Consider the following 13,414-nt stretch of genomic DNA (forward strand, 5'->3'; position numbering starts at 1 on the left):
AGCCGAAACCGACACGGTGGTCGAAAGTTCGTCTGCGGCGTACGGACCGGACACCTCCCGGTCACCCGACTCGATCAACTCGATCAACTCCACCGACGCGACCGGCCCACCCGACGCGATCGACTCCACCGACGCGACCGACCCACCCGACTCGACCGATCCACCCGACTCGACCGATCCACCCGACTCAACCGACATCGGGCCCACGTCCTCGACCGAGGCGGCTGTACAGGAACGGCGCGCCGAACACGGCCGCCGCGAGGCAGACCAGGGTCAACGCGTAGAACCACACCGGTGGCAGCGCCGGCGACGCGCCCGCCTCCACGGAGCCGGCGCTGATCGGTCCGCCGGCGTTGTCGCCGCCACCGGCCACGAGTTCGCCGGTGCCCTGGTCGGGCGTGCCGCCGGGACCGCCCTCGCCCTGGGCCCCGGGGGCCGTCGCGGTGGGCGAGTCACCGGGCTTGGGGGTGTTCGTGGCCCCGCCGGGATTGTTCCGGTTGTTGTTCTGGTTGTTGGTCTGGCTGCCGGGGACGTTCTGTTGGGTCTGCTGTTGCGACTTCTGCTCCGGCGGCACCCACGCGGGGTCGAAGGTGGGGTTCGGGCAGGCGTCGAAGTCCGCCTTCGTCGGCTTGCTCAGGTTCGCCGGCATCGTGCCCGGGTCCGGCGCGCCCGGAATCGACTTGATCGCCTCGTAGCCGAAGCTCACCAGCTTGGGCGGCAGCGGCGAGTATCCCAACCGCGGGGCCTGGGCCTGGCCGGCGCACAGGAAGTACTTGATGAACTTGCCGAGCGTGTCGCCCTTGGCCTCGGTGAAGGAGAACTGCTTCGCGGCGGGCACGATCATGTAGCTGTAGCTGGAGATCGGGTAGGCGCGCCGGTCGGAGTTGGTGTAGACGTCGTCGAGGATCTGCGTGCTGTCCGGGTTCAGCCGGGCCTTGGTGAGCGCCACCGCCACGGCGTCGGACGTGGGCTGCGTGTACACCCCGGCGGTGTTGCGGACCGAGGCCACCGGGAACTGGCGCTGGAGGGCGTACGCGGTCTCGACGTAGGTGATCGCGCCCTCGCCGTAGGGTGCCGCGACGTAGTTGGCGACACCCTCGGAGCCGGCCTGCGCCTTGGCCGCGCCCTTGACCGGGAACTCGGAGGTCATCCCGCCCGGGAAGAACGGTCGCCAGACGTCGCCCACCTGATTGGTCAGGAAGGCGGAGAACTGCGCGCTGGTGCCGGAGCCGTCCGAGCGCACGACGGGTGTGATCGGGGTCGCCGGCAGGGCCAGTGCCGGGTTGTCGTCCTTGATCGCCTTGTCGTTCCACATCTTGATCTGGTTGGTGAAGATCAGGGCGATCGTGCGCGGCGACAGTTGGAGGTTGCGCACGCGCTGGCCGCGGATGTTGAGGTTGTACATGAACGACGTGCCGCCGGCGACGATCGGCAGGTACTTGAACTTGGTGTTCGTCCGCTCCAGGGCGGCGAGTTCGTTGGTGGCGGTACCGGTGCGGTCGACGTAGTTGCCCTGGAAGGGGATCTCGGACACCGCGAAGTCGACGAGGTGGTTCGCGAAGTCGGTGCGGCCCGCGGTGGATCCGTTGGAGTTGTAGTCGACCGCGAGGCCGCGTGCGGCGACGTCGACGGCCCACTGCTTGGTCGCGGGCGCGCTCCACGTGGACCCGCTGCCGTTGATTCCGGCGGCGGCCGACGCGGTGCCGGCGGGAAGGGTGAGCAAGGGGACGGTGAGCGCGGCCGCCGTCGCCAGTCGTAGCAAGAGCGCTGGGACGCGCTTGGTCCTGGTCATGAAGTGGGCTCCGGGGTGAGGGACTTGACGGCCGCGGCCCGCCGCCGCTTGCGGCGACCGGACTCGCCGGGGGCGCGTCCGCCGATCAGGCGCGCGATGGTGAACAGCACGAGGACGATCAGGAGCAGGGCCACACCGGCGCCCCACGCGAGGGAGTTGAGCTCGTCGCTGGGCGACTTGTAGTTCTCCCAGATGAAGTACGGCAGCGAGGTCTGTACGCCGCTGAACGGGTTCCAGTTCATCCCCGCGCTGCCGCCCGCGACCAGCAGTACGGGTGCGGTCTCGCCGACCACGCGGGCGCAGCCGAGGATGACCGCGGTCACCAGGCCGCTGCGGGCGGTGGGCAGCACGACGTTCCACAGCGTGCGGAACTCGCCCGCGCCCAGCGCCAGGGACGCCTCGCGCAGGCCGCCCGGCACCAGACGCAGCACGACCTCGGTCGCGCGGGTGACCACGGGCATCATCTCGACCGACAGCGCGAGCCCGGCGGCCAGGCCGCAGAAGCCCTGGCCGAGCGAGATGACGAAGAACGCGTACACGAACAGGCCCGCGACCACCGAGGGGATCGCGGTCATCGCCTCGACCACCACGCGCACCACGGCGGCGAACCGGCCGCCGACCTCGTTCATGTAGATCGCGGCGGTGACCCCCAGCGGCACGCTCAGGACGATCGCGATGCCCATCTGTTCGAAGGTGCCCACGACGGCGTGCGCGGCGCCGACCGCGACCCCGTCGGCGCTGAGCGCGCTGAAGTGCCGCTGGGTCGCGGTGAAGAAGTCCGGGTCGAGGATCTGCGTGAAGCCCTTGACGAACACGTAGCCGATGACGGTCACGACCGTGCCGACCATCAGGGCCGCGCCGGTGGAGATCACCGCGCCGGCCACCCGGTCGCGCGCGGAGACCCGGTCCAGGCGCATGCGGGTGGCGACCGCGTACAGCAGCAGGAAGCTCGCGTAGGCGGTGATCAGGTAGCCCTGCCAACCGGAGACCGGCAGGATCCGCCCATAGAGCACCCACGCCAGGCTCGCGCCCGCGACCGCCGCGCCGAGCGCGACGCCGATGTCGTCGGGGGCCACGCGACGCAGGGCCACGCGCCGTTCCTCCGGTGGTCGCGGCGCGGACGCGGTCGGCGGCGCGTCGGGCCCGGGCCGAACGATCGGCTCGGTGACGGTCATCGTCGTGGGGTCCCCTCGGTGGTGGGTCTGGTGGAGCCGCTGTTCAGATCTCGGTGGACCGGCCGCTGCGCGAGCGCGCGACAAGGACGCCGGCGACGGTGTTGACGGCGAGAGTGAGGATGAACAGCGCGAGGCCGGCGGCCATCAGCGCGGAGATCGACTCGGTGTCGGCCTCGCCGTACTTCAGGACGATGAGCGACGAGATCGTCGAGCCCTGGCCGTCGAGGATGCGGAAGGAGAAGTTGGTGTTGAACGAGATGATCATGGCGACCGCGATGGTCTCGCCGAGTGCCCGGCCGAGGCCGAGCATGACGCCGCCGATCACGCCGCCGCGCCCGAACGGCAGCACCACCGCGCGGATCACGCCCCAGCGGGTGGCGCCGAGCGCGAGCGCGCCCTCCTTCTCGCCGATCGGCGCCTGGCCGAACACCTCGCGGCTGACCGAGCAGCAGATCGGGATGACCATCGTGGACACCACCACGCCCGAGATGAACAGCGACGAGCTGAACTGGCTGTCCACGAAGCGGGCGTTCACGTCGATCGTGCGGATCTCGAAGATCGGCAGGAAGTCGAGGTTCGTCGCGAGCCATCGGCTGACCGGGATCAGCTGGGGTTGCAGCACGAAGAAGCCGAAGACGCCGTAGATGATGCTCGGCACCGCCGCCATCAGGTCGACGATCGTGGTGAGCAGGCCGCGCAGCCGGCGGGGCGCGAACTCGGTGATGTACAGCGCCGCGGTGAGTGCGATCGGCACCGCGACCACCAGCGCGACCAGGGCGACCAGCACGGTCCCGGTGAGCAGGCCGCGCACGCCGAACGTGCCGCTCTTGGGCTCCCACACGTCCTCGGTCAGGAATCCCCAGCCGGCCCGGTCGAGCGCGTTGCTCCCCTGGTACAGCAGGTAGCCGCCGATCGCGGCGAGCAGGACCAGGACCAGGATCGCGGTGCCGCGCGTGGTCCAGCGGAACGCGTGGTCGGCCGTGGTCCGTCGCACCACGATCCGCTGGGGTCGATCGACGAACTCCGGTGGCTTCGGCGCGTGCACGGTCGGGTGTGCCATGTCAGTCGGCTCCTGGAAGCGGGTGGCGAGCTGACCTGACCGTTCGTCATGTCGCCCGGCGATCGAGCCGGGATGCCCCTCGCCTGGAGACAACCAGAGCGCAGCCCCTCGGCGACTGTCCGCTACGGAAACAACCGGTGCCGAGGGTGTACGGCGGGGGTCGTGTCCGTTACGCGAGAGCGCCCGAAGGTCCGGTTTCCGTTACAGGCGCGGCCCGTTCGCGTCGATGCCTCGGGCGGCCCGGTGCCGTTTCCCTGCCGGACATCCCACGACGATCACGCCGCTGCCAGCGTTGTCGGCGTCGGCCTCAGCGGTCGACGGCCCGCAAATGCCAAGAGAGAGTTGAGACTTCGAATGTCCAGCGTCTTCAGCATGCGCAAGACCGCCACCGTACTGGGCACCGCCGGTGCCGCCATGGCCCTCGTCGTCGGTGCGAACGCCTCGGCGAACGCCGCCACCTACGTCAACGCCGGTTCCGACACCCTCCAGAACGTCACCGCGGCGCTCGGGTCGGACTACGAGGCGAACGTCGATCCCGGCGGCAACAGCTGGATCACCGTGAACGCGGGCGTCCCCGCCGGTGGCCAGGTCACCGGCAAGACCGCGTGCAACACCCAGTACGGTCCCGGCACCAACGCGTGGCCGAACGGCTCCAGCGCCGGCATCAACGCGCTGCTCGCCGAGCGGGCCGGCACCAGCGCCAACTGCCTCAACTTCGCCCGCTCCTCGCGCGGCCCAAAGGCCGGCACCCCCGAGACCACGCTGACCTTCGTCCGGGTCGCCGGCGACGCCGTCACCTGGGCCACCAAGAAGGCCGGCGCGCCGTCGAGCCTGACCTCGGCCCAGCTCAAGGGCATCTACAACTGCTCCATCACCAACTGGAACCAGATCAACTCGGGCCTGTCGGGCCAGATCCAGAAGCACATCCCGCAGCTCGGCTCGGGCACCCGCCAGGAGTTCATCGACAAGGTCCTGGGCTTCGACCCGACGGCGGCCTCCAACGGCGCCTGCGCCGCGACCGTCATCCAGACCGCGCAGGAGAACCGCGGCGACGCGCCGCAGATCACCTCGCTCGACGCGATCATCCCGTACTCGCAGGCCGCGTACGGCGAGCAGACCACCCCCGCGTCCGGCGTGACCAACCACACCAACGGCTTCACCCCGCGCGGCATCGACGGCAAGGCGCCGAACGCGGCCGGCTTCGTCGGCAACCGCTCGGTCTACTACGTCTACGACCCGGCCGACACCGAGAACGACGCGGACACGATCGCGTTCATCAACTGGGCCAAGGCCCCCGCGCAGCTCCCGATCTGGACCACGTTCGGCTTCGTCGCCTGACCGGTCCCCCGCGCGCATCGCAGCACGTGATCAGCGGCGGGCCGTCCCGGGTCGGGGGACTCGGGGCGGCCCGCCCCGCTGCACGGCCGACATACACCGGGCGCGCCACGTACACCGGGCGCGCCGACGGCTTCGGTCGCCGCGGCCGACGCGTCCGAGGGTCGACGCTCCGTCCGACCCGCCGTTCACCCTCCCGTGGCGGATCGCTCACCCATCCACCACCACGGGCCCCTGACGTTTCCCTCGCGGTCGCCCCACGGGTCGCCGCGGGCTGTTTGGCTCGATCCCACTGACCCCGGAAGGGCATTTCATGAAGCTCCGTCGTCTGCTCGCGCTCACGGTCGCGGTTCCGGCCGCGCTCGCGATCGCCGCCGTCCCGGCCATCGCCACGGATTCCGGCGCCACCTCGTCCGCGACGACTGCCACCGGCACCATCGAGGTCGGCCCGCTGTACGGCCCGGCCGACAACACCGGCAAGGCGACCGTGCGCGCGAGTGTGCCGTGTGGTCCGGACGCGACCGCGTTCCGGTTCGTCGTGCGCTCGCCGGGCGCCAACGAGCGGGTGTTCGGCGGTTCGTTCCTGGGTACCCCGCTGCCCGCCGACCACGTCGCGGACAGCTCGGTCGTCGGCCCGCGGGCGCTGTTCCCGCTCGGCGCGGCGGCGCAGGAGGGTGTCGCGCACAAGCTCGTCGCCCAGTGCTACACGACGGTCGACGGTGTACTGACCATCACCGAGCCCGCGTCGGTCGACCTGCGCGTCAACGGCGGCGTGTGGTCCGCGCTCTCGCCCGAGGCCCGGGTGCTGCCGACCAAGATCGGCGCGCTGCGCTTCGGCCTGGTCCTGTTCCGTGGTTTCGCGCCCGCCGAGCACGTGGACGGCGCCGTGCGCGCCGCCGACGGCACGCTCACGCCGGTCTCGCTCCAGCCGCAGATCGCTCCCGACGGCACGTGGGGCGGCGCGCTCCTGACGCTCCCGTCGACGCTCGCCGACGGCTCCTACTCGCTCGTGCTCTCCGGCACGAACTCGCACGCGGCCTCCTCGGTCGCGATCACCCTCGACTCGTCCCGCCTGTGGTGGTGACGAAGCGTCGGTGACACGCCACGGGCCGCCGGGATTCGTCCCGCCGGCCCGCAAGGCGTGTCCTCGAACCTCCGCCGGGTCCGACGGGTGTTCGCAGCCACGCCCTGGCGATCCGTCCCCGTTTTCCTTACTTCCCAACGGAGTTGACCAGATGAGCCTAAGACTCGCGCGCGTGCTGGCATCGTGCGGAGCCGGGCTGCTCGTACTGTCGGCGCTGCCGACGCTCTCGGCGGCGGCCGACACCCCTCCGGCGCCGACGATCGTCGTCGCTCCGGGCACCGGCAAGATCGACACGAAGGTGACGATGAAGGCCACGGTGCCCTGCGCCGAACCGGCCGTCAGCTTCCGCTGGTCCGTCTCCGGGGGCACATTGACCGAACCGCGACTGATCGGCGGCACCGTCGGCGACCCGCTTCCCGCGGACCGGATCCCCGACCGGGTGACGCCGGTCCGGCTGTTCCTGGCGGCGAACGTGCTGGAAGGCACGTTCAAGATGACCGCGCAGTGTGTGGACGCCCTGGGCGAACTGCTGAGCGAGCCCGCGTCGGTCGACATCACCACGGCCGACGGGCCGGACGGCAGGACGTGGAGTGTGGCTGCTCCGCCGACCACCCCGCCGACCACGCCGCCGACCACCGCTCCGCCGACCACCCCGCCGACGACGAATCCGCCCACCGAACCGCCCGGCGGGTCGGACGAGGCGCTGGTGGTCGACCCCACCACCGGCCCGATGGATCAAAAGGCCACCCTGACCTCGCGGAAGGCGTGCCCCGCGGCGGCCACCAAGGCCGTATTCTGGGTGCGGGTACCCGGCTCGGAGAGCGAGTCGCGGATCGGCGGATTCACCCCCGTCGCACTGCCGGCGGATCACAAGCCCGCGCTTGCGAGCAAGCAAATCCTGCCCAGCGGCGGCCCCGTCGACGGCAATTACCACATCCGGGTCCAGTGCCTGGACGACGCCTCGGCCGTGGTCGTGGAAGACCTCGCCCGGGTGGACCTGTTGGCCGCGGCGGGCGTGTGGAAGGTGGTCGAGAAGGCCGTGCCGGCCGCCTTGTTCAGCCCGAGCATCGTGTCGATCCCCGACGCGGCCGTTCAGGTGACGGCGACCCTGGGCCTGTCGGGCTTCCCGGCGAACGAGGACTTCACCACCGTCATCACCAAGAAGAACGACACCGCGTTCCCCTCCGTGGACCTGCTCAAGGACACCAAGACGAACGCCACGGGCACCTTCGTCAACAACCAGATCGTGTTTCCGCGGGCCGCCGCCACCTGGGTCGACGCGGACTACCTGCTGACCGTCACGTCCACACCGTCGGGGACGAAGGTCGAGGTGCCCTTCGCCGTGAAGCTGGTGCACGCGGGCGCCACCAACGGCTCGACGGCCGGCACCACCGCGGGCGACACCGCGGGCACGACGGCCGGCGACACCGCCGGGACCACCGCCGGTGACACGGCGGGCAGCACCGCCGGCGACACCGCCGGCACCACCACCGGTACGACGACCGGCACCACCACGGGCACCACCACGGGCACCACCACGGGCACCACCACCGGCACCACCTCCGGCAGTGGCGGCGGCAGCGGAGGCGGTGGGGGCGGCTCGCTCGCGCGCACCGGGACCCTGCTCGACCCGCGCCTGCTCGGCACCGCGGGCGGCCTGCTCCTGCTGGCCGGCGGCGTGCTGTGGCAGCGCTCACGCGGTACCCGCAGCGCGCTCCTGGCCGGCAGCGGCAGCTACGGCGACGGCGACGAGGACACGCCCGCCGCCGCCTGATCGGGACCCGCCTCGAAACGGGGCGGTGCGGGGCCCTGTCGCAGCGCACGGGCTGCGACAGGGCCCCTTCCCTTTTTGCGGCGCCGGCTCAGCCGAGCTGTGACATCACCTCCGAGGCGATCAGCTCCAGGTGGTCGAGGTCGTGCAGGTCGAGGATCTGGAAGTAGACCCGGGTCGCGCCGACCTCGGCGTAGCGGCCGATCCTGTCGACCACCTCGGCGGGCGAACCGGCGAGACCGTTCTCCTTGAGCTCGGCGGGCTCGCGGCCGATCGCGGCGGCGCGGCTGGCCACTTCGGCGTCGTCCTTGCCCACGCACGCCACGAGCACGTTCGAGAAGACGATGTCGTCCGCCTTGCGGCCGTGCCGCACCAGCGCGTCGCGCACCCGGCCGAACTGCCGCTCGCTGCTCTCGACCGACCCGAACGGGATGTTGAACTCGTCCGCGAACCGGGCGGCGAGGGCCGGCGTGCGCTCGGCGCCGAAGCCGCCGATCAGGATCGGCGGGTGCGGGCGCTGCGCGGGCTTGGGCAGCGCGGGCGAGTCGGCCAACGAGTAGTGCCGCCCGTCGTAGCGGAAGGTCGCGCCCACGGGCGTGCCCCAGAGGCCGGTCAGGATCTCCAGTTGCTCTTCGAGCCGGCCGAACCTCTCGCGTGGGAAGGGAATTCCGTAGGCGGCGTGCTCCTGCCCGAACCAGCCCGCGCCCAGGCCGAGTTCGACCCGGCCGCCGGACATCGCGTCGACCTGCGCGACCTGGATCGCGAGCACCCCGGGCAGCCGGAAGGTGGCCGCCGTCATCAGGGTGCCGAGTCGGATCCGCTTGGTCTCCCGGGCCAGTCCGGCCAGCGTGATCCACGCGTCGGTGGGACCGGGCAGGCCGTCCCCACTCATGTGCAGATAGTGATCCGAGCGGAAGAAGGCCCCGAAGCCAAGGTCTTCGGTGGCCCTGGCCACGGTCAGGAGGGTGTCGTAGGTCGCGCCCTGCTGGGGTTCGGTGAAGATACGAAGATCCATTCGGCCATCCTCCCCCGATCATGCGAGCCGCGCGGGGAAGGGCACCACGTGTGCCGAATCGCGCCGGCGACGCGGCGGGATCGCCGGTGCGTGCCGGTGCGGTCCTCCCGACCAGGTCGCGGTCTCCTCGGCCGCGCGCAGTCGGACCAGGTTGCGGAAGACGATCGCCCACGCCGCGGCACACGCCCGGCGCGCGGCCGGGTCCAGTCGCTCCCAGTCCACACACGGGTTGTCGGCGACGCCCTGGCGGGCCAGCAGGGTGAGCACCCTGGCCACCCGCCCGAGCACGCGGGCCGCACCGGAGATCGGCACGGCGCCCGGGTCGCCGAGCGGCAGCGGCACGACCGTGTCGGTCTCGGGGCCGACGATCCGGGCCATGATCTCCCGCGCGTCGCCGAGTTCGTCAGCGACGCGGCACAGGCAACCACCCCGATCCGGCTTGCCGCTCCACGCCTGCACCACCTCTTGGACGGTGTGCAGCGCGAGTGTGAGCGCGGCCAGCGCGCGGGGGGTGGAGTCGACGGTCGCCAACTCGTCGTCCAACTCGGCGAAGGTCTTGACGGCGTGCATGATCGCTCCCTCGTGCGGTATTCGTCCGGCGCTCGGCCGGTGTGTTCGCGGCGCCTCAAGACTGCGCCCGAGGGTGGGACGAATCGCTCGGCACAGAACAATCTGTGGACAACCAAGCGGATTTCGGCCCGGAATCACCCTCCGGGGTGACGTGCTCCCCGGGTTTGTCCACAGGGCACCCGCACGCACGGTGACCCCCGTGCCAACCTCATCGTTTCCCGAGGGAGCGCTTCATCCGAGCCGGACGCGGCACCCGAAAGCGACCGGCGACCGAGCACACATCAGGGGGTGGTGGCATGTCCCGCACCGACGGCGATCCCACGACCGGCTACGCGGTCGATACCGGCGAGCTGCACGGTCTCGTGCGCCGCCTGCACAACATCCGGGCCGACTACCTGGCGCGCGGCTGCTTCGCCGAGCCGGCCCGAGTCGCGGCGGACACCGCGCTGGGCCCCGACGCGCTGGGCGCGCTGCCCGGCGCCGCCGAGCTGACGGATCGTCACCGACGGGCCGCGGCACGGATGGTGGACCTGTTGACCGAGATCCGCGCCGAGTTGGAGGCGACCCGGTCCGAACTGGGCCGCGCCGCCGACCGGTTCACCGACACCGAGACCGACGTCGGCACGGTGCTGCGCGCGGCGGCCCCACGATGAGCACCACCGACTGCGCCGGCGCACCCGGCGCGAACACGTCCGGCGCGCCCCCTTCCGGAGCAAGCGCGTCGGGCGCGAGCGCGTACGGCGCGATCCACGCGGCCGACCCCGGCCGGGTCGCGTCGGCGGCCGACGGTTGGCGGCTCGCCGCGTCACGCCTCACCGAACTGCGGGACGAGCTCGCGGAGACCGCCCGGCGCGGCGCCGACGCGTGGACGTCCGGCGCCGGCGCCGACCGGTTCATCGCCCGCTGCCGCGCGCTGGCCGACCGCGCCGATCGACTCGCGGCGCACGGCACCGCCCTGTACGAGCGGCTGTCCGACGCGGCGCGGGCACTGACCGAGGCCCAGGACAGCGCCACCGACCCGACCACGGCCCAGGCCGCCGCCACCCTTCTGGAGGGCGTGTACCGCGACCTCGGCGAGCGCCTGCCCACGCTCCCCGCGACCGCGTGCGACACCACCGACCCGACGACACCGCAGCCGCCCGCCACACCGCCCGCCACGGCCGTCCCGCCACCCGGCTCCGCCCCGCTGCCGACCGAGCCGTGCGCGACCGGCACCGGCGCCGGCACCGCCACGACACCCGGGACCACCGACCCCGACCCGACAGCGCCCGCGCCCCCGGACCGCACCCCACCCGCACCCACCACCCCGACGATCGGGTGCGGCGTCCCCACACCACCGCCCGCACCACCGCCCACACCACCGGTACCGCCGCCCACCCCGCCACCGGTCACCACGCCGGTGGCGACGTGCCCGGCGGCGACCACACCATCCGCACCGCCCGCACCACCACCACCGAGCCCGCCACCGGTCGGATCGACCACGATCGGCGGATCCACCCCGATCGCCCGTGCGCACCCGCCCACCCCGCCGGTTCCCGCGATCGCGGCAGTCCCGCTGTCCCGCGAGCCCCGTCCCGTGCGGGCCGCGGGGATCGGCCCGCAACCACGCCGCGCCCCACTCCCCGACCGGGCGCCCGTCCCGCCGGTGACCGGCATCCGGGTCGCCCCGGGCCTGCGCGCAAGCACCGACGAAGGCCCCGCGACCGCCCGCGACGCCGCGCTCGCGTCCGAGCCGCCACCCGGAGTGGTCGGCGGAACCGCCCGGGACGGCGTCGCACCGTTCCACGGAGCGCCCAGGGTGTCCTCGCCCACCCTGGGCGGCACCCCCGTCCCCCCGTCCACCCGCCCCCGCTCGGGCACCCGCTATGCGACCCGCCGCGCCGAGGAGTGGTGGGAACACCCGACCTGACCCCGATCCGAGCCCACCCAAGCCCCCCGCAACCCAAACCCGCCCTGCCCCGCCCTATCCCGCCGCGCCCCGCCCCGCCACGCCCCAAAAAACGCGACAGGCCCGCCCCACCAAGCCGGGGCGGCCCTGTAGCCGAACATCTGCGAGCGAAGCGCAGTCGATCAAAGCAAAGCGATCACGGCGACGCGCTCGAAGCGACGCGCTCAAGCGAGGCACTCAAGCGAAACGATCAAAGCGAAACGATCAACGCCGACCGCGACCGCTGTCCCGCTTCGCCGGCCGCGGGCCGGGCTCCAGGATCGCGACCGACTCGATGTGATGCGTGTTCGGGAAGAGGTCGAACGACCGCACCGACCGCAGCTTGAAGCCGAAGCTCGCGAAGTACGCCACGTCCCGCGCCAGCGCCGCCGGGTCGCATGCCACGTACGCGACCCGACGCGGGGTCAGCCGCGCGATCCGCTCCACGACCGCCTTGCCCGCACCCGCGCGCGGCGGGTCCAGGACCACGAGGTCGGCGCGGCGCAGGAAACCGGGCCGGCTCAGTACCTTCTCCACCGTGCCGGTCTCGAAGCGCGCGCCCGGCACGTCCCGCAGGTTGTGGATCGCGTCCTCCACGGCCTGCTTCGAACTCTCGATCCCGATGATCGTGTCACTGTCCGCGAGCCGCTCGGAGATCGCGCCCGCGAACAGGCCGACGCCGCAGTACAGGTCGAGCGCGAGATCGCCCGGCCGCGGCTCGAGGCCCTCGATCACGGCCGACACGAGCACGTCCGCCGCGGCCGGGTGAACCTGCCAGAAGCCGCCCGCCGAGACCTTCCAGGTCCGCCCCGCGGCCACCTCGCGCACGGCGGGACGACCGTGCACCTTGCGCACCCGGCCCTTGTCGTCGGCGCGGAACACCGACACCGCGCGGTTCAGCTCGACGATCGGCATCCGACCGTCCGCGCCCTCGGCCGGCACGACCGTGACCGCACGGTCGAGCGAACCGGTCGCCGAGACCGCCTCGACCGACGCCACGCCGGGCCACTCGTGGGCCTCGATGCCGAGCTCCTCGACACCGGGCGCCGCGATCGGGCACGCGTCGATCGGCTGGACGTCGTGCGAGCGGTGCTTGCGCAGCCCCGCGCGGCCGGTCTTGGGGTCGACGGTGAACTGCACGCGGGTGCGCCAGCCGAGGCCCTCGGGCTGCCCGGGCGGGCTGTCCACGGCCTCGACCTCGACCTGCACGTCGACCTTGCCCAGGCGCAGCAGCTGCTCGGCCACCACGTCGCCCTTGAGCCGACGCTGCGCGGCGGGCGTGGCGTGCTGCCAGTCGCAGCCACCGCACATGCCGGGCCCGGCGACGGGACACGCGGGCGTGATCCGGTCGGGCGACGCGTTGAGCACCTCGACCACGTCGCCGCGCAGGAAGCGCGACGTGGGCCCGCCGTCGGTGATCTCCACGACGGCCCGCTCGCCCGGAAGGCCGTGCCGGACGAAGATGACACGGCCCTCGTAGCGGGCCACGCAGTGCCCGCCGTGGGCGACCGGGCCGATCTCGACCTCGTATCGCTCACCCCGCAGGGACTGGTCCGATTCGGGGGTGGTCGATCCGACAGGCACGGCACTCCTCGTACAGCTCGTACAACGGGGGTTTCGGGGGTGTCCCGCGGCCGGCGGCGCCTGACGGCGACGCCCGGGGACGACACAAAGAACGCCCGGGG

General features: G+C 72.4%; 11 protein-coding genes. 5 read left to right on the forward strand and 6 right to left on the reverse strand.

What is annotated here, in order from left to right:
• Nucleotides 1-187 precede the first annotated feature (187 nt).
• The 3 genes from pstS to pstC are packed head-to-tail and all read right to left on the reverse strand — an operon-like array spanning nt 188 to nt 4,027.
• On the reverse strand, nt 188-1,792 hold the full coding sequence (gene pstS, locus OG928_RS09005) for a phosphate ABC transporter substrate-binding protein PstS (protein WP_406281345.1): 1,605 nt from the start codon (nt 1,790-1,792) through the stop codon (nt 188-190).
• On the reverse strand, nt 1,789-2,967 hold the full coding sequence (pstA, locus tag OG928_RS09010) for a phosphate ABC transporter permease PstA (RefSeq protein ID WP_406281348.1): 1,179 nt from the start codon (nt 2,965-2,967) through the stop codon (nt 1,789-1,791). Before pstA ends, pstS begins: the two co-directional genes overlap by 4 nt.
• A 43-nt stretch (nt 2,968-3,010) precedes the next feature.
• Nucleotides 3,011-4,027 (reverse strand): phosphate ABC transporter permease subunit PstC, encoded by a 1,017-nt coding sequence (pstC, locus tag OG928_RS09015; protein ID WP_406281351.1) that lies wholly within the window; start codon nt 4,025-4,027, stop codon nt 3,011-3,013.
• 372 nt (nt 4,028-4,399) lie between these two features.
• On the opposite strand from pstC, the gene OG928_RS09020 reads away from it, so the two are divergent.
• The 3 genes from OG928_RS09020 to OG928_RS09030 all read left to right on the forward strand — a co-directional run bounded on the left by OG928_RS09020 (nt 4,400) and on the right by OG928_RS09030 (nt 8,220).
• Nucleotides 4,400-5,365 carry a PstS family phosphate ABC transporter substrate-binding protein gene (locus tag OG928_RS09020; RefSeq protein ID WP_406281354.1) on the forward strand — a complete coding sequence of 322 codons (966 nt, stop codon included), beginning with the start codon at nt 4,400-4,402 and terminating at the stop codon, nt 5,363-5,365.
• A gap of 310 nt (nt 5,366-5,675) precedes the next feature.
• On the forward strand, nt 5,676-6,446 hold the full coding sequence (locus tag OG928_RS09025; protein ID WP_406281357.1) for a hypothetical protein: 771 nt from the start codon (nt 5,676-5,678) through the stop codon (nt 6,444-6,446).
• Between the two features lie 151 nt (nt 6,447-6,597).
• Nucleotides 6,598-8,220, forward strand: coding sequence for a hypothetical protein (locus OG928_RS09030; protein WP_406281360.1), 1,623 nt, complete (start codon nt 6,598-6,600; stop codon nt 8,218-8,220).
• A gap of 88 nt (nt 8,221-8,308) precedes the next feature.
• On the opposite strand, the gene OG928_RS09035 is transcribed toward OG928_RS09030, so the two are convergent.
• Entirely contained in the window at nt 8,309-9,232 is a 924-nt protein-coding gene (locus tag OG928_RS09035; protein ID WP_406281363.1) for an LLM class F420-dependent oxidoreductase, read from the reverse strand.
• Nucleotides 9,233-9,250: 18 nt separating this feature from the next.
• Nucleotides 9,251-9,802: a hypothetical protein gene (locus OG928_RS09040; RefSeq protein WP_406281366.1), complete on the reverse strand. Its 552-nt coding sequence runs from the start codon at nt 9,800-9,802 to the stop codon at nt 9,251-9,253.
• A gap of 296 nt (nt 9,803-10,098) precedes the next feature.
• Between OG928_RS09040 and OG928_RS09045 the strand changes: the two genes are divergently transcribed.
• Both OG928_RS09045 and OG928_RS09050 read left to right on the forward strand, forming a co-directional pair.
• Nucleotides 10,099-10,455, forward strand: coding sequence for a hypothetical protein (locus OG928_RS09045; RefSeq protein ID WP_406281368.1), 357 nt, complete (start codon nt 10,099-10,101; stop codon nt 10,453-10,455).
• The gene (locus OG928_RS09050; protein WP_406281371.1) at nt 10,452-11,711 is read left to right on the forward strand and encodes a hypothetical protein; all 1,260 of its coding nucleotides are present in this window, start codon (nt 10,452-10,454) and stop codon (nt 11,709-11,711) included. Before OG928_RS09045 ends, OG928_RS09050 begins: the two co-directional genes overlap by 4 nt.
• A 243-nt stretch (nt 11,712-11,954) precedes the next feature.
• Here OG928_RS09050 and OG928_RS09055 read toward each other — a convergent pair whose 3' ends face one another.
• A complete protein-coding gene (locus tag OG928_RS09055; RefSeq protein WP_406281374.1) occupies nt 11,955-13,313 on the reverse strand; it encodes a class I SAM-dependent RNA methyltransferase in 1,359 nt (452 codons plus the stop codon).
• Between the last annotated feature and the right edge of the window lie 101 nt (nt 13,314-13,414).

Origin of the sequence: Embleya sp. NBC_00896 (assembly GCF_045207785.1) — a bacterium.
Classification (GTDB): Bacteria; Actinomycetota; Actinomycetes; order Streptomycetales; family Streptomycetaceae; genus Embleya.